Raw genomic sequence first — 16,973 nt, 5'->3', positions numbered from 1 at the left:
TAGATTGAAAAAACAAGCAATGCAACCCAGCCATCTTCACTTGGAAGACCTGTGGCTTTCCGACCCCGCCTCACGACGAGTTTGGCTTTGATTTACAACTGATGAAAAAAATCCAACACAGTAAGGACCCGCTAAATGGTGAATTGTTCATCCAGCTATAGTGTAGATAAGCACTGTTACAGGAAAATGTCAGAATCGAAAACAGATGAATATAAAAATCATTAGCTAACTTGATGATACGGCGGGCATATTTCCCGTTCTCAACTGGTGTATAGTCAGATGAATAATAAAAAAATAAAAACACATCTGAGAAGGAGAGAGCAATATGGCAAGCGTATTAAAAACGACGCATCATGGTGGCTGTCCACATGATTGTCCTGATACCTGTTCCATGGTGTATGAGGTTGAAAATGGTCAACTGACCTCAGTTAAAGGCAATAAAGAACATCCAATGACGCGAGGTGGTTTGTGCGTCAAACTCAAAGATTATGAAAAGCGTCACTATCATCAGGATCGTTTGCTTCATCCGATGCGACGTACCGGACCCAAGGGAAGTGGGCAGTTTGAACGCATTAGTTGGGATGAAGCACTTGATGAGATCACCAGCCGCTGGAAAGCCATTATTGACGAGTATGGTCCTCATGCCATTTTGCCTTATAGCTATCTGGGTAATCAGGGGCTGGTGCATGGCTTAAATGGTGGCGATGCTTTTTTAACAAAATGGGCGCAACCGTTTGTGAGCGGACTTTTTGCGGCGAAGGTTCTTGTACAGCCTGGTTGCTGACAGTGGGGCCAACAGCTGGGGTCGACCCTGAGAGTTTTATCCATTCTAAATACATCATCCTTTGGGGATGTAATTCGGTGAGTACCAATGTCCACCATTGGCACATTGTAAAAGATGCCCAGAAGCAGGGCGCCAAAGTCGTCGTTATCGATCCCTATAAATCCAAAACAGCGAAAGAAGCGGATTGGCACATTGCGCCTAAACCCGGCACTGATGGTGCTTTAGCCATGGCCATAATGCATGTGATTATTGAAGAAGGACTTCAGGATCATGACTATATCGACAACTACACAGTGGGGTTTGAGGCCTTATCTGAAAGAGCCAAAACCAGAACACCAGAATGGGCTGCCTCGATAACGGGTGTGGCTGCGGAAGATATTCGTCAGTTGGCGCGCGAGTTTGCCTCTACCCAACCAGCAGCTATTCGCTTGGGTGTGGCTGTAGAACGTAACTATGGTGGTGGTCAAGCAATTCGTGCCATCACCTGTTTACCTGCATTAACCGGCGCGTGGCGTCATGTTGGTGGTGGTGCATTACAGTTTCCTGTCTGGGAGCATCCTTATAAGTTTGATGTTATTTCGCGTCCGGATCTGATTCCGGAAGGCACGCCGGTCGTGAATGCAATACAACTGGGTCGGGCACTAACAGGAGAATTGGGGCTCGATACACCGATTAAATCGATGATGTGCTGGAATGCCAATCCCGTCACGCAAGCCGCCGAAACTGACAAGATTGTTGAAGGTTTGATGCGAGAAGATCTCTTTGTTGTTTCGGCTGAGCACTTCCTTTCTGATACCGCATCTTATGCTGATATCGTGCTACCTGCCTCTATGGGCGCAGAGATGGAAGATATGGTGCTGTCATGGGGCCACTTATATCTAACCTATAATGAAAAGTGTGTGGACTCGCCGGGTGAAGCGATACCAAATAATGAGATTTTCAGACGCTTGGCAGCCAGAATGGGCTATCAAGAAGATAACTTTAGCTGGTCGGATAGTGAGTGTCTTGAGAACTATGTTGATTGGGACTCTCCGGCATGTGAAGGCATTGATTTAGCTTATTTACGCCAACATGGCTTTGCTAAATTAAAAGTAGGTACCAAAGATGATCGTGCCCCACATCGCCATGGGAATTTCCCAACACCGAGTGGAAAGTGTGAACTGGAAGTGAAAGGGGCTACCAACTTTGTGGCTGGTCCGTTCCGGCAGATGTATGAAGGCTTCCAGCCTGGTGAGTCATTAGATAGCTTGCCAGATTATATGCCATCAAGAGAGACGCACGAGAGCAATCCGGCATTAGCTGAAAAGTACCCATTGAATATCATTTCGCCCAAAAGCCACGGCTTTCTGAATTCTTGTTACGCCAATATGGACAACAAAATAAAAGGCCAAGGTGAACAGTTTGTCATGATAAGTCCAGTGGATGCCGACCTCCGAAATATTCAAAGTGGTGATGTGGTATCCGTATTTAATGACCGGGGTAAATTTGAAGCACTTGCTCAAATTACAGATGATGTCAGTCCCGGTATCGTCGTGGCGACACTTGGATATTGGCGACAGTTGAACAAAGGCACGGTGAACTGTGTCAGTTCAGCTGAGTTTGTGGATATGGGCCATGCCCCAACATTTACTGACAATTTGGTTGAAGTCAGATTGAGTTAATCTCGACAGCGTGCAAAAAAAGCCCGCTTTCGCGGGCTTTTTTTATGTTGATGTTTAAGCGGTTTCTTTGTTACCGAAAGGTCTGATGCCCATCAGAATAAGCAAAGACAACATCACGATTACCAGCTGGGCTGACAATCCCTCCCATGTTGAATAAATACCAAGCCAGGACAAGGCAAAATCAACGGGTAATGAAGAAATGCTGATCAAATCAGCTTCCTGTAGGGCGGCCACCGCCTTACCTATTAATACAAATGATAAAGCCAGCATCAGATAGGTACTGAAAGTGAAGAATGTTCTGATAGGTAAGCGTAATGAGTATTTAACAAACACCCAGAATAACAGGCCTAAAATCACTACAGCCGTAACAAAACCTGTGGCGATAGACATGGATTGTGATGCCGCCGATTGGGTAAGTAGTGCTTGATAAAAGAGGACTGTTTCGAACACTTCACGATACACCGCAATGAACGACAGGCCTGCTAATCCCCACAGCGTGCCTTTACTCAAGTGTCGATGAACGTGTTGATTAATATAAGCCTGCCAAGCCGCCGCGTTTGTTTTACTATGCATCCAGAAACCGACATAGAATAGAATCACAGCGGCCATCAAGGCGCCCACACCTTCCATGATTTCACGGCTTGCACCACTGATGCTAATCAGATTTTGGGCTGCCCACCACGTGGCGACACCCGCAATCAGGGCAAAAACCCAGCCAGCATGCACATATTTCACCGCGTCACGACGCTCCGTTTTGACTAGAACAGTGACCAGTGCCAACACAACCAGCATAGCTTCCAGGCCTTCACGCAATAAAATCACTAAACTGGCGGTAAACAATGTCGAGTCCGATAAGGTATCGGCAGACAACAAATCTTGTGCCTGACTAAGCTGATGATTGGTTTGTTCAAGCAGTGCGGTAATGTCGTCTTGTTTTTCAGACTGAGCCGTTAATTGTCTGAATGCCATCATTGATTTTTCGATGTCTTTGCGTAGCTGTGGATCGTAGGCATCCAAGGCATTTTCAGCGAGCTCAAAGCCATCAAGGTAGGCACTGACAGCTAGCGCTTGTGCCGCTTTATAGTCCCCTGATAGATAACTTGTATGTGCCGCTTTCAGTTGTTGTTTGGCCATGGCAAGTGGATCATTTGATGCAAATAACGGCTCAGGATGTGAGCGAAGCTGAGCTACTGTGTCATCGTCAAGCGTGGGGTATTTATTGAGTAATGTCTGGGGACTATTACTGACAAAATCCTGAATAGTCATGGCAGTGGGGACTGTTGCCATACCAGTGTGATCCTGAAAGGCCAAGCTACCTGCATAAAAGGCCAGTGACCAACGCTGTTTCTCATCAAGGTGAGACAGCGCCACCATAGCCGTGCCCTCAATACCATTGGTGATGGCATCATACAAACCGATAACTGAACGGTTCATGGCACGATCTTTATCAGTGAAGTTTGTCGGTGTGGGGTCCAAAGAGGCGGCTAATGTGCCATCTCCCTGACCCATTGCACCATGACAGGCACTGCAGTTTTGCTGATAAAGCTGTTTTACTTGTTGAATGGGCAGTAATTCGCTGGGCAAAGAGACGTCCGGTGAGAGCTTAATCAAGATATTCCGAAGATCCACTGTGATGGCATGAATGACATCAGGGTTTTGTTTGTTAGTAACGGCTTGTTGTAATTTAAGTGCCGCTTCAAGCGCGTGTTGGCCGTTCTCGAGTTGTCGGGTTTTTTCCACTGCAAGCGCAGAAAATTCTGTCATCTCGCTGTACTCAGCTTCGTTGATCACCTCACCATTGGCCACAGCAGCACTATAATCTGCTCCGACATACTCAGCTATCTGCATGAGTTGTCGCGTTTCACTCTGTGCATCGTTTGCATGTGCGGCATGAATAAATGACAACATCATCATCAAACTGATAATGAGACCTGTGGTTATACGACGGTCAAATCTAAACACGTTTTTATTGGCTCCAGCGAGGGTGGTTGTATCAATCATTTATCTTGAGTGCAGTTCTAAATGAGAATCGTACGCAGTATAAACCTTAGTGCTGATTAGCGAGTAAATGATTTTTTTAGATACAGGTCTCTCGGAGAAGTTCTCGACCCAGCTAACTTTTAGATGATTAACCGCTGAAGGCTGTATTTTTAGGAGTTTATGTTATTGGGTGAGAGTGATAATCTTGCAGTTTGTGACGATTTGATGACAAAACAATGACGAATGTAATTCAACTGGAATCTCTTGATAAAGCCCCCGTACAAACGGTTCCATTTCCCTATTTCAAGGTAGAACAATCTATTTATCCTGAGCAGGTGCAAGCCATCATCAAGAGCTTTCCTGATATCTCAGATGGCGGTAGCTACAATATCGATGATGTTGATTTACAAGAACCTTTTAAATCGTTAATTACCTCTATTGATACCCCGGAATTTCGGCGAATCATTTGTGAAAAATTTGATGTGCAGGTCATGGATTTGCCGATGATGATTACCCTCAGAGGGTATTCCAGACAAAAAGATGGACGCATCCATACCGATTCTAAAACCAAAGTAGCTACCATCCTTATCTACCTTAACGAAGCTTGGCAAGCCGATACAGGTAAACTGAGAATCTTACGAAATGGTCACGATATGAATGACTATGTGGATGAAGTCACGCCTGGCCCTGGCAGTCTTGTCGCTTTCAAAGTGACCGATAATTGCTGGCATGGCTATCCGGCCTTTGATGGCAAGCGTCAGTCCATACAGATTAACTTCCTGACTAGTGCAGCCGCTGGAAATAAACATCGCTTCTTTCATCGTTTAAGTGCCAAGCTTAAACGACTCATTTCAGGTCGAAAATCCATTTAAGTTTGATTGGTTTTGTCTTAGTCGAATACACAGAGAATCTGCAATTAACCCAAGCTAATCTTTATTGACACAGTGTGATGCTATAGTATCAATGGTAAGACGATATCTGCATTTACATACACAACAAAGGGAGAAGCAGGTTTTATGGCTGACGGGGTTGAGCAGATTTATATCGCACTAATTAGTGTGCATGGGCTCATACGGGCTGATAATCTTGAACTGGGCAGAGATGCCGATACAGGAGGACAAACTCTCTATGTTCTGGAACTCGCTCAAGCACTGTCTGAACTTCCCAATGTCTGTCAGGTAGATCTGGTTACACGCCGTGTGATAGACAGCCATGTTGATGCTGAATATGCCGAACCCATTGAGAAGGTAAATGATAAATTCAGGATCGTACGTATAGAAGCCGGTCCTGATGAATACATCTATAAAGAACATTTATGGGACCATCTGGACGGGTTTGCAGACAACCTGGCGGATTTTTTCAGACAACAAGATCATGTTCCTGATCTGATTCATAGCCATTATGCTGACGCGGGCCTGGTGGGATCTCATGTGGCTAATCTGCTAGGCATTCCACTTGTCCATACAGGCCATTCTTTAGGACGGGTTAAACGAAGAAGGTTATTGGCCAGTGGTTTAACTACTGAACAAATTGAGTCACTTTACAATATGACTCGGCGTATAGAGGCAGAAGAAATTACTTTAGCCACCGCCGAACGTGTCATTACCAGTACCCATCAGGAAATCGAAGAACAATACGAAATTTATGATCATTATCAGCCTGATCAAATGCGTGTCATTCCTCCTGGTACCAACATTAAACAGTTCAAGCCGCCAGAAGGAAATGAACTGGAAAGTGAGTTGTTTAAAAAGCTGACGCACCAACTCACAGACCCGCATAAACCGATTATTCTGGCCTTATCCCGCCCTGATAAACGCAAAAATATCACCGTGCTGATTGAAGCGTATGGTGAGTCAGAAAGGCTGCAACAACTGGCAAACTTAGTGATTATTGCTGGTAACCGTGATGATATTGATGATCTGGAAGCAGGGGCTCAGGAAGTGTTTCATGAGCTTTTTGTGGCCATTGATCGATACGATTTATATGGCAAAGTGGTCATGCCTAAGCACCACAAGCGTGAGCAAGTCCCTCTGATGTATCGTATTGCTGCGGCATCAGGTGGGGTGTTTGTAAACCCGGCGCTGACAGAGCCTTTTGGTCTGACTCTGATCGAGGCCGCAGCCTCGGGCGTACCAATTGTGGCGACGGAAGATGGTGGGCCAAGAGATATTATTGGTAACTGTCATAATGGGATTTTAATTGATCCACTCGAATCATCGACTATCACAGACGCACTATTGAAATTATTAACAGACAATGATGTGTGGGATGACTATTCAAGCAAAGGTCTGGAAGGGGTAGCGAAGTGTTATTCATGGCAAGCACACGCTAAACGTTATATCGATTTGGTGACACCACTTGCTCAACGTGCTGAGTTACTTCAACGTAAGCCGCTTGAGCGAACCAGTCATGTCTATGCTGAACAGGCTATTTTCACCGATTTGGATTTGAACCTTATCGGCGACGATGTGTCGTTACATAAATTGATTAACCTGATTCGGGAAAACCGCAAGACCACAAAATTTGCCATTGCGACTGGCCGGCGTTTGGACGTTGCCCTTAGAATGATGAAAAAACATCAGATTCCTGAACCTGATATTTTAATCACCAGTTCTGGCACCGAGATCTACTATGCACCTAAGCTAACGCCAGATACGTCCTGGGCTCAACATATTGATTATCACTGGACGCCCCATAAAGTACGACTGTTGCTCGATGGGTATCCTGGATTAGAAAAGCAGCCAAAGTCAGAACAGAGTCGATTTAAACTGAGTTATTACATCGATCCTGAACAGGTAGATGTTGAAGATATAAAACGACTGTTACATCAGGAGGAACAATCGGTTCATGTTCAGCTAGCTTTTGGACAATATTTAGACATATTACCGATTAGAGCATCAAAGGGGATGGCTCTGCGCTATGTTGCCGACCATTGGCAAATACCACTTGAACATATTTTTGTTGCCGGCGGTTCCGGAGCGGATGAAGATATGATGCGAGGCAACACGCTCGCTGCGGTAGTGGCAAACAGACATAATGAGGAGTTATCACAATTGATTGATACTGACCGTATTTATTTCGCAGACAAACCATTTGCTGCAGGCATTTTGGAATCACTCGAACATTACCAGTTCTTTGATCATGTCAAAACGAAGAAAGCATCATCATGAGCCAAGCTAAAGTTTTACTCTGCACGGATATGGATAGAACCATCATTCCTAATGGCTTTCAGCCAGAGCCAGCTGATGCACGTAAACAGTTTTCCGACTTTTGTGAACGTGATGAGGTCAAGCTAGCATATGTCACAGGTCGTCATGTATCACTGGTGAAACGGGCGATTAAAAACTATGCCTTACCCGTTCCTGATTTTGCGATTACCGATGTTGGTACCAAGATATACCAGATAGGTAAAGGCAGTTGGCAACAAATGGCGGACTGGGAAGCTGAGATTGATAAAGACTGGAATGGCAAAACCCATGCTCAGCTGAAACACATTTTACGATCCATTAAAGAATTGCGTTTACAGGAAAGCAGCAAGCAAAACACCCATAAACTGAGTTACTACCTGCCACTGTATTTAGATAAAGATACAATTATTGCCCGTGTTGAAGCCTTTTTGAAAGATGCTAATGTCGCTGCCAGTATTCTCTGGAGCGTCGATGAACCTAAAAATATCGGCCTGTTGGATGTCTTACCTGAGCATGCAACTAAGCTCCATGCCATTGAGTTTTTACAACGCAAACTAGCCTATCAGCTGGATGAAGTGATTTTTGCTGGTGATAGTGGTAATGACCTGCCTGTTCTAACCAGTCAAATCCCCTCGGTTCTGGTCGATAACGCCAGCGCGGAAATAAAACAGACTGCAGTAGAGTTATCCAAACATAATGGTCATGCTGAAGCCTTATTCCTGGCGAAAAGTCATCGAGATAATGAAGGTAATTATGCTGCGGGCGTATTACAGGGCGTGGCACACTTTGCACCGCATTTTGTTATGCAAACCAATAAAGAGGCATCATCATGACTTCATCATCAAATCTAACGCTTTTTGGTGAAGCCTTATTTGATTGTTTTCCTACCGGAGAAAATGTTCTTGGTGGTGCTCCCTTTAATGTGGCCTGGCATCTGCACGCCTTAGGTGATTCTCCTGTTTTTATCAGCCGGGTAGGTAATGATGACTTAGGCAAAACCATCTTATCGGAGATGGATAGCTGGGGCATGAATACGCAAGCTATACAAATTGACGACCAGCACCAGACAGGGCGCGTTGATATCACCATAAAAGATGATGAGCCAAGCTACACATTTGCTGAAGATAGTGCCTGGGACTTTATTGAGTTAGGTGAGTCAGCCAGTCAGGTTTTATCCGGATTTTTTTACCATGGCACATTAGTCGCTCGACATGAGACCTCGTATAAAACATTGGAAAAACTGACGGAAAACCCATCACTGGATATTTTTGTTGATGTGAATTTACGGTCTCCCTGGTGGCAGAAAGTGGTGGTCTATCATTGGCTGGAGCAGGCTCGCTGGGTAAAACTCAACGAGAGTGAGTTATATGAGCTCGGTTTTCAATCTGCTGATTTGTATCAGGACATGACACGAATGCATACGCACTTTCACCTTGATCAGTTGATTGTGACACGTGGAGAAAAAGGCGCTATCGTGAGAGATACAGAGGGTGAGTTTCATGAAGTCGCACCTACTCAACATGAACAGGTTATCGATACCGTCGGTGCTGGCGATGCATTTACTGCCATGTATATTCACGGTCTTTTAGCGGACTGGTCAATTGAAACGACATTAGAAAAAGCACAAGCTTTCGCTTGTCGGGTGGTGACGCAACGCGGTGCCATCAGTAAAAATCCAGATTTTTACAAATAACGCTTATTCAGAATAATTCAAACAAGGTTAAGCATGTACGAACAGCAAGCCCATACATTGTTAAACGATATCCTCAATGAAATTGAAGCGGGCATTTCAAAGCAGGATTTACGCTATTTCTACACACGGTTGGGCGCAAATTTTTATGCTATACACTCCTTATTTGAGCGCTTATACGGTCATCGAGATGACTTCAAGGAGCGGTCTCAGAAACTGGTTGAAACAATGGCGTGGCAGTATATTCGCCGTCCAGAAGATCTTCGTCAGAAAGATATTGAGCGTGAAGCAGACCATAACTGGTTTCTCAGTCAGAACTGGGTAGGTATGGCGTTATACAGTCAGGGCTTTGCTGGCAACCTGCAAGGCATGAAAGACCATCTGAATTACTTTCAGGATCTTGGCGTCAATTTAGTACACATCATGCCAATCATGCAGTGCCCAAAAGGTAGCAGTGATGGTGGCTATGCCGTGAGCGACTTTCGAAAAATAGATGAGCGTGCCGGTAGTCTGCAAGACTTGAATCAACTCGCACGCAGCATGCATGACAGAGATATCTTACTGACCATGGATGTGGTGCTGAATCATACTTCCGATGAGCATGAGTGGGCGCAAAAAGCACGTGAGGGTGATCCTAAGTTTCAGGATTATTACTACACGTTTGAAAATCGTAATGTCCCAGATATGTTCGAGCAGAGCATGCCTGAAGTGTTTCCAGAAACGTCACCCGGCAATTTTACCTGGGATGAGGATATGCAGCGTTGGGTCATGACGGTGTTTAATAGTTATCAGTGGGATCTCAACTATTCTAATCCTACTGTTTTTATCGAAATGCTTGATGTGATCCTGTTTTGGGCCAATCAGGGAGCCGATATTCTGCGTTTGGATGCGGTTGCTTTTTTATGGAAGAAAATTGGCAGTACCTGCCAAAATGAACGTGAAGCTCACTTGATTTTGCAATTGCTGAAAGATTGCTGCCAAGTGGTCGCGCCTGGCGTTTTATATATTGCTGAAGCGATTGTCGCACCGGTTGAAGTCACCAAGTACTTTGGTGAAGATGCGGTAATTGCTAAAGAGTGTGAAATCGCCTACAACGCCACTTATATGGCTTTGATGTGGGATGCCGTAGCCACAAAAAATACCAAGCTACTCAATCAAGGCATCAAGAGCTTGCCTGTGAAATTAGAGCGAGCAACCTGGCTGAATTATATCCGCTGCCATGATGATATCGGTTTGGGCTTTGATGATCGTGATATTGAACTGGTTGGATACCAACCAGCACAACATCGGAAGTTTCTGATTGATTATTACATGGGGCGTTTTGACCATTCTCACGCCAGAGGTTTGCCGTTTGGTGAAAATGAAAAAACAGGTGATGCTCGTATTTCTGGTTCTTTAGCCTCTCTGGTCGGCTTGGAATACGCCTTGGAAATTGGCGATCCTGAGGCAATCGAAGATTCAATCAAAATCATCTTACTCTTGCACAGTTTGATTATGTCCTTTGGTGGGATTCCTCTTCTATATTACGGTGATGAAGTGGGTACCACTAACGATGTTTCTTACCTTGAGGATCCATACAAGAAAGGGGATTCACGCTGGGTACATCGGCCTGTTATTGACTGGAATAAAGCAGATTTACGTAATCAGCCTGGCCATCCTCAATATGAAATATTTACCGCCTTAAAACGGATGATCTCAGTACGTAAAGAAATTGATGTGTTCGCCGATTTCAATAATCGTGAACTCATTGATGTAGGTAATGAGCATCTATTTGTCTTCGAGCGTTATTGCATTCAGCAGCAACATCAACGTGTTCTGGTGGTTGCCAACTTCAACGATAAGCCTCAGCATTTAAATTTAAGCGAATTGGGTAGCTGGGGAAATCCGCAAAATGGCCAACTTTATGACTTATTCAGTGGTCAGCGTCCAGATTTATTCAAAAATGCCTTAGTCATACCGGCCTTTAGTTTTTATTGGTTGCAAGAAAGCTGATTGTCCATTTTTGTTCTACTAACTTCACATAATATCGACATTCAACCCTCTAGTTTCAGAATGGAAACTGTTTCTAGGAGAAGACATGTATAAAACAGGTTTGTATTGGTTTAATCATGATCTTCGTGTTCATGACAACACGGCACTTCTTGAAGCCAGTTTGAACTGTGAACAACTGATCTGTTTATTTTGTTTTGACTCAGCCTGGTTCAAACAAACGGGGCTTAATGCAAAGCCCATGGGCTTAATACGCCGACAATTTATCGAACAATGTTTGCATGACTTAGCTAAAGAGCTCAAAAACAGGGAGCAACGGTTGATTGTGATGACAACCGATCCGGTCTCAGCCATCTCTGTTTTGATAAAAAATCATGAGATTGATGTCGTCTATCGTAGTCATCATGTTGGGGTATTTGAAACAAGACAGTGGCATCACCTTCGAGCTGATTTCCCACGCATCGCGTTTCATTCTATCTGGACTCATACCTTATTTCGGCCTGAACAGTTGCCTTTTGGCTTAAACCATTTGCCGACGACATTTACAGAATTCAAACAAGCTTGTGAAACCATTGCTATTGATAAACCGGTAGCGATGCCCCAGCAATTAGCACCCCCTGTTGATACCGTGACAGGGTTGAAACGAACAGCAGAGAATGTGCTGGATTCACATAAAGGTTTCAATGGTGGAGAAAAAGCAGCGCTTCAGCATTTAGACGACTACTTTTCCTCTGAGTTACCTCAACACTATAAAACGGTTCGAAATGAATTAGATGGATGGGATAATTCCACGAAAATGTCTGCCTGGCTGGCCAGTGGTGCATTATCACCTCGCAAGCTGATAGACAGATTACAGCGTTATGAAAAAGACAATGTCGCCAATGAATCTACCTATTGGATTTATTATGAGCTGTTATGGCGTGAATATTTCCAGTGGTATGCACAGCGTTATCAGCACAAACTGTTTAGACCGGAAGGCATAAATAAACAACGCGTATCGTGTTGTTTTTATCCTGAGCGTTATCAGAAATGGTGTCATGGTAATACCCCTTATCCCATCGTTAATGCCTGCATGAAACAACTCAATCAAACAGGGTATATGTCTAATCGCGGTCGTCAGATTGTCGCCAGCTGTTTGGTCAATGAACTACAACTGGACTGGCGGTTTGGTGCGGCCTATTTTGAGCAACAGTTAGTTGATTATGATGTCGCCTCTAACTGGGGCAATTGGCAATATATTGCTGGAGTAGGCGCTGATCCGCGTGGGGGACGTCATTTTAATCTGGAAAAACAAACGGCGACCTACGATCCTGAGCATCACTTCATTCGACAATGGCATGGCGAGGCGAATCAGTACCCACTCGATTCAGTTGATGCTGCAGACTGGCCCATCATGCCAAATAAAGATGAATAAGTGATCGTGTCTGAGTATTGAGATCCGCTAAAAAGCATTGCATACTCAAATCATTGCTCTCATACAGTGGAGGCCATTGTTATGACTAAAGCAATTTTGTTTGATATCAGTGGGGTATTACATACAGACAATCAGCCTATCAGTGGCGCGGTTGATCTCATTAAGCGACTGAGGCGTCAGAGCATTCCGATGCGTTTTGTGACCAATACCTCACGTGCTACCTGCCAGTCAGTCTTGAACGAACTCAAACAGATGGGATTTGATATCAAGTCTGATGAAGTCTTTACAGCGCCCCTAGCTATTAAGCGCCTGTGCCAGACGAAGGGGTATCGACCATTTTGTCTTATTCATCCCGACTTAACACCAGAGTTCAGTGACTTAGAACAGTCTCAACCTAATGCGGTGATTGTCACTGATGCAGCGTATTTATTTAGTTATGACAATCTAAACAAAGCCTTTTCATTAATTATGAATGGCGCACCGCTACTGGGGATTGGACGCAACCGATTTTTTAAAAGTGAAGGTCAATTGCAACTAGATGCAGGGCCATTCATTCAAGCTCTGGAATACGCCAGCCATGTGGAAGCTCAGATTATTGGCAAACCGGCATCCAGTTTTTTTCATGAGGCTCTCACATCATTAGGCATGGCCGCCACTGATGTTCTGATGATAGGTGATGATGTGGCCTCAGATGTGATTGGTGCTGTTGATGCCGGGCTTCAAGCGTGTCTGGTGCGTACAGGTAAGTTTCTACCGGAAGACGAAGCTGAGGCTAGCGCCGCCAACGCCATGATTGCTGACTCGGTAGTGGAGGCAGTCAATCAGGCATTTGATTTGGATTTTTAGATGAGTTTCGCCCAAAGATCATATTCATCGGCTTCTTCAAATTCGACGTCGACGATATCTCCAACCTTAAGATGAGTGGCGCCATCAATGAATACCTGACCATCAATTTCAGGCGCATCTGCTTCACTACGGCCCACCGCGCCTTCTTCAACAACTTCATCAATGATGACACGCCCTTTGCGTCCCACTTTCAATTGTAATCTCGCTGCACTGATTTCTGCTTGGTGCACCATAAAGCGGTCAAGACGTTCTTGTTTAACCGCTTCAGGAATTTGATCTGGTAAGTCATTGGCTGTGGCACCCTCTACCGGGGAGTAGGCAAAAGCGCCCACACGATCAAGTTGTGCCTCAGTAAGAAAATCGAGCAATTCTTGGAATTCTTCTTCGGTTTCGCCAGGAAAACCAACGATAAATGTGCTGCGTAAGGTGATATCGGGACAAACTGCTCGCCAGGCACGAATACGTTCCAAGTTATTTTGTGAAGAAGCTGGTCGTTTCATCAGCTTGAGAATACGTGGGCTGGCATGCTGAAATGGGATATCCAGATAAGGCAGAATTTTTCCTTCCGCCATTAAAGGCACAACGTCATCGACATGCGGATAGGGGTAGATATAATGCATTCTTACCCAAATTCCCAGCTCACCCAGGGCTTCGGCAAGGTCGTAAAAACGTGTTGCACGTTCACTACCGTTCCAGTCGTGTGCTTCATATTTCACGTCCACACCATAGGCACTGGTATCTTGAGATATAACGAGAAGCTCTTTAACGCCCGCATCAACGAGTCGTTTTGCTTCAGTCATCACATGATGAATTGGACGACTGACCAGATCCCCACGCATAGAAGGGATAATGCAGAAGGTACAACGGTGATTACAGCCTTCAGATATTTTTAGATAAGCGTAATGGCGGGGTGTGAGTTTGATGCCTTCTGGTGGAACCAGGCTAAGGAAAGGATCATGTTGTGGAGGCAAGTGTTTGTGGACGGCACTGACGACTTCTTCGAGCGCGTGAGCCCCGGTAATTTCCAGAACTTGAGGGTGTTGTTTGCGAATGGTGTTATCACGGCTGCCAAGACAACCTGTTACAATGACTTTGCCATTTTTAGCGATGGCTTCACCAATACTACCGAGAGATTATTCAACAGCCGAATCTATAAAACCACATGTATTTACCACCACTAAGTCAGCATCATCATAACTTGGGGTAATGTTATAACCCTCTGAACGTAACTTGGTAATGATACGTTCACTATCAACGAGGGCTTTTGGACAACCAAGACTGACAATACCAACTTGAGGTGCTTTCATATGACTTACCAATTATCATAAAGCCTATATTTTAAATAAAACTTGTTGATATGGCTTGTGTCCTATTAAATATTTTTACGGTCTAAAAACAACAATACCTTGCGAACTAAAAAGCTTATGCATTAATTTGTTGTTAACATTTAAGTTAGAACCGTGAGCTGCCGATAACAGTAAATGCAATACGTATTTACCATTCACTTTCATCAGGGTGAAGTACAATGAAAAAAATCTGCCGGTAACGGATAAAGAAATTACCTTCGACAACCCATTGATTTCTACAACCGATCTCAAAGGCATCATAACCAGCTTTAATAGCGAATTTAAATATGTCAGTGGGTTTGAGACAGATGAATTAATGCATGTGAATCATAACGTCATCCGTCATCCTGATATGCCTCCAGCCGCGTTTGCTGATCTCTGGTCTACTGTAAAATCGGGTAAACACTGGATGGGCATGGTTAAAAACCGCACAAAGACGGGCGATTATTACTGGGTGGATGCTTATGTCACGCCGATTTTTGATGGCGATAAAGTGATAGGTTATGAGTCCGTTCGTAGTAAGCCCAAAAAACAGGAAGTGAAGCGGGCAGAACAGCTTTATAAACAAATCAACGAAGGTAAAAAACCTAAACTCGGTAATATCTTCACCCGACTTTCTTTAAAAAGTAAAACGACCTTATCAGTAGTGCTGAGTGCCTTTGTCGCCAGTGTACTGAATCAAGTCAGTGTCATTCAGCAATTGCCCTATTACATGCCAGTGCTTATCGCTGTGTTGGGTGGACTGGCGACGTATCTTCTGCTCAAGAACTGGATTTTTGCATCACTCGATAGAGCGATTAAAGAAGCCAATGATGAGGTTAATAACCCATTAATGGGCATGGTCTACACTGGTGCGGATGATGAGGTGGCTCAACTTGTTCTGGTCAATAAACTACTTCATGCCAGATTGAATACTATATTAGTCAGAATGAAAGATTCGGCTGGGAATATTGATAAGTCGGCTGGCGATACCTATCAGTCTCAACAGTCCATTATGGAATCAATTAATTCTCAGGCCTCACAAACTGAGCAGGTGGCGACCGCTATGACAGAAATGTCTTCCACGATTCAAGAGGTGGCACGCAATGCTAGCTTGGCTTCCCAGTCTGCGAATCATGTTGATGAGTTAACGCAACAAAGTATGGCTAAATCTGAAACAGCAGTAAAAGGCTTAACCAGCCTAGATAAAGCCTTTGATACTATCAGTGACTATATTAAAACACTGGAATCTGACTCCAGTGCAATTAATCCTATTGTAGATGTGATTAGTAACATTGCTGAACAAACGAATCTGCTGGCGTTAAACGCCGCGATTGAGGCCGCCAGAGCCGGTGACCATGGTAGAGGCTTTGCTGTTGTTGCTGATGAGGTACGTTCATTGGCGACCCGAACCCAGGAATCGACCCAAGAAATTTCGAACCTGATTTCAAAACTGGATGGCTCTGTCGTCAAAGTGGTGAAGGGTATGGAAACGACTAAAGATACTGCCTCCTCAAGCCGTCAGGATATTCAGGGTTCTATTGACTCTGTGAGCTCTATTAAAGAAAGTGTGGAGAAACTTAATGAACTCAACACCTTGATTGCGACTGCGGTTGAAGAGCAGAGCGCGGTGAGTGAAGACATTAATCAGAATGTGGTCAGAATCAGTTCAGATGCTGAAATGGTGGTGAATAATGCCAACAAGGTGAATGTGCATGCTGAAAATCTGGCTCAGGAGTCACAAAATCTACTGAATATGATTACCCGGTTTTCATCTCGCTAAAAAGTTCAGGTGAGTCTTGATTGCACCATTACGGTGAGCATGAAATCATGGGTGTGCCATTATGGTGCAACTTGAGAGGTCAAGATAGATTTAGCATAAATAGCTAAGTTGATGATCACACATTAATTATTCTGATAGTCATAAAACTGGCATGGTATCTGCGTTATCAGTGCTAAGTGCTGAGGTGGTTTACCAACTACTGTCGACGAAATAAGGTTTCTAGGGTTCCGATCAATGATGATGTCTGGACCGAGAGTAACCGACCTTCACAGTGAAGGTTACACGGAGGGATAAAAGCCCGGGAGATTGTTTT

The 16,973-nt window shown here is 44.4% G+C and carries 11 protein-coding genes, 1 pseudogene and 2 riboswitches; of the genes and pseudogenes, 10 read left to right on the top strand and 2 right to left on the bottom strand.

Annotated features, from left to right (window positions below; all coding sequences use genetic code 11):
* Positions 1–17 precede the first annotated feature (17 nt).
* A riboswitch (cyclic di-GMP riboswitch) is annotated at positions 18–96 on the bottom strand.
* A 229-nt stretch (positions 97–325) separates the two neighbouring features.
* Both QUE24_RS01655 and QUE24_RS01650 read left to right on the top strand, forming a co-directional pair.
* The gene (locus QUE24_RS01655) at positions 326–784 is read left to right on the top strand and encodes a molybdopterin-dependent oxidoreductase (RefSeq protein WP_286304956.1); all 459 of its coding nucleotides are present in this window, start codon (positions 326–328) and stop codon (positions 782–784) included.
* A gap of 77 nt (positions 785–861) precedes the next feature.
* Positions 862–2,445 (top strand): molybdopterin-containing oxidoreductase family protein, encoded by a 1,584-nt coding sequence (locus tag QUE24_RS01650; RefSeq protein WP_286304955.1) that lies wholly within the window; start codon positions 862–864, stop codon positions 2,443–2,445.
* 54 nt (positions 2,446–2,499) lie between these two features.
* Here the strand turns inward: QUE24_RS01650 and QUE24_RS01645 are convergent, their stop codons facing one another.
* Positions 2,500–4,446: a cytochrome c/FTR1 family iron permease gene (locus QUE24_RS01645; protein ID WP_286304954.1), complete on the bottom strand. Its 1,947-nt coding sequence runs from the start codon at positions 4,444–4,446 to the stop codon at positions 2,500–2,502.
* A gap of 215 nt (positions 4,447–4,661) precedes the next feature.
* Here QUE24_RS01645 and QUE24_RS01640 point away from each other — a divergent pair, with 215 nt between their 5' ends.
* From QUE24_RS01640 to QUE24_RS01610, 7 genes are all read left to right on the top strand, one after another.
* The gene (locus tag QUE24_RS01640) at positions 4,662–5,297 is read left to right on the top strand and encodes a 2OG-Fe(II) oxygenase (RefSeq protein WP_286304953.1); all 636 of its coding nucleotides are present in this window, start codon (positions 4,662–4,664) and stop codon (positions 5,295–5,297) included.
* 144 nt (positions 5,298–5,441) lie between these two features.
* The gene (locus tag QUE24_RS01635; RefSeq protein ID WP_286304952.1) at positions 5,442–7,595 is read left to right on the top strand and encodes an HAD family hydrolase; all 2,154 of its coding nucleotides are present in this window, start codon (positions 5,442–5,444) and stop codon (positions 7,593–7,595) included.
* Positions 7,592–8,446, top strand: coding sequence for an HAD-IIB family hydrolase (locus QUE24_RS01630; protein WP_286304951.1), 855 nt, complete (start codon positions 7,592–7,594; stop codon positions 8,444–8,446). Before QUE24_RS01635 ends, QUE24_RS01630 begins: the two co-directional genes overlap by 4 nt.
* A complete protein-coding gene (locus QUE24_RS01625; protein WP_286304950.1) occupies positions 8,443–9,306 on the top strand; it encodes a carbohydrate kinase family protein in 864 nt (287 codons plus the stop codon). The genes QUE24_RS01630 and QUE24_RS01625 overlap by 4 nt, the downstream gene beginning before the upstream one ends.
* A gap of 33 nt (positions 9,307–9,339) precedes the next feature.
* Positions 9,340–11,295, top strand: coding sequence for an alpha-amylase family glycosyl hydrolase (locus QUE24_RS01620; protein ID WP_286304949.1), 1,956 nt, complete (start codon positions 9,340–9,342; stop codon positions 11,293–11,295).
* 85 nt (positions 11,296–11,380) lie between these two features.
* Entirely contained in the window at positions 11,381–12,706 is a 1,326-nt protein-coding gene (locus tag QUE24_RS01615) for a DASH family cryptochrome (RefSeq protein ID WP_286304948.1), read from the top strand.
* An 81-nt stretch (positions 12,707–12,787) separates the two neighbouring features.
* On the top strand, positions 12,788–13,552 hold the full coding sequence (locus QUE24_RS01610; protein WP_286304947.1) for a TIGR01458 family HAD-type hydrolase: 765 nt from the start codon (positions 12,788–12,790) through the stop codon (positions 13,550–13,552).
* On the opposite strand, the pseudogene rimO reads toward QUE24_RS01610, so the two are convergent.
* Positions 13,549–14,859 (bottom strand): annotated as a pseudogene (gene rimO, locus QUE24_RS01605) (30S ribosomal protein S12 methylthiotransferase RimO). The gene QUE24_RS01610 and the pseudogene rimO sit on opposite strands and share 4 nt — an antisense overlap.
* A 208-nt stretch (positions 14,860–15,067) precedes the next feature.
* On the opposite strand from rimO, the gene QUE24_RS01600 reads away from it, so the two are divergent.
* Positions 15,068–16,660, top strand: a complete 1,593-nt coding sequence (locus QUE24_RS01600; protein WP_286304946.1) for a methyl-accepting chemotaxis protein — start codon at positions 15,068–15,070, stop codon at positions 16,658–16,660.
* A 208-nt stretch (positions 16,661–16,868) separates the two neighbouring features.
* Positions 16,869–16,967, top strand: a riboswitch (guanidine-I (ykkC/yxkD leader).
* Positions 16,968–16,973: the final 6 nt, after the last annotated feature.

The organism is Methylophaga marina (genome assembly GCF_030296755.1).
GTDB lineage: Bacteria > Pseudomonadota > Gammaproteobacteria > Nitrosococcales > Methylophagaceae > Methylophaga > Methylophaga marina.
This window is presented reverse-complemented; position numbering and strand designations above follow the sequence as displayed.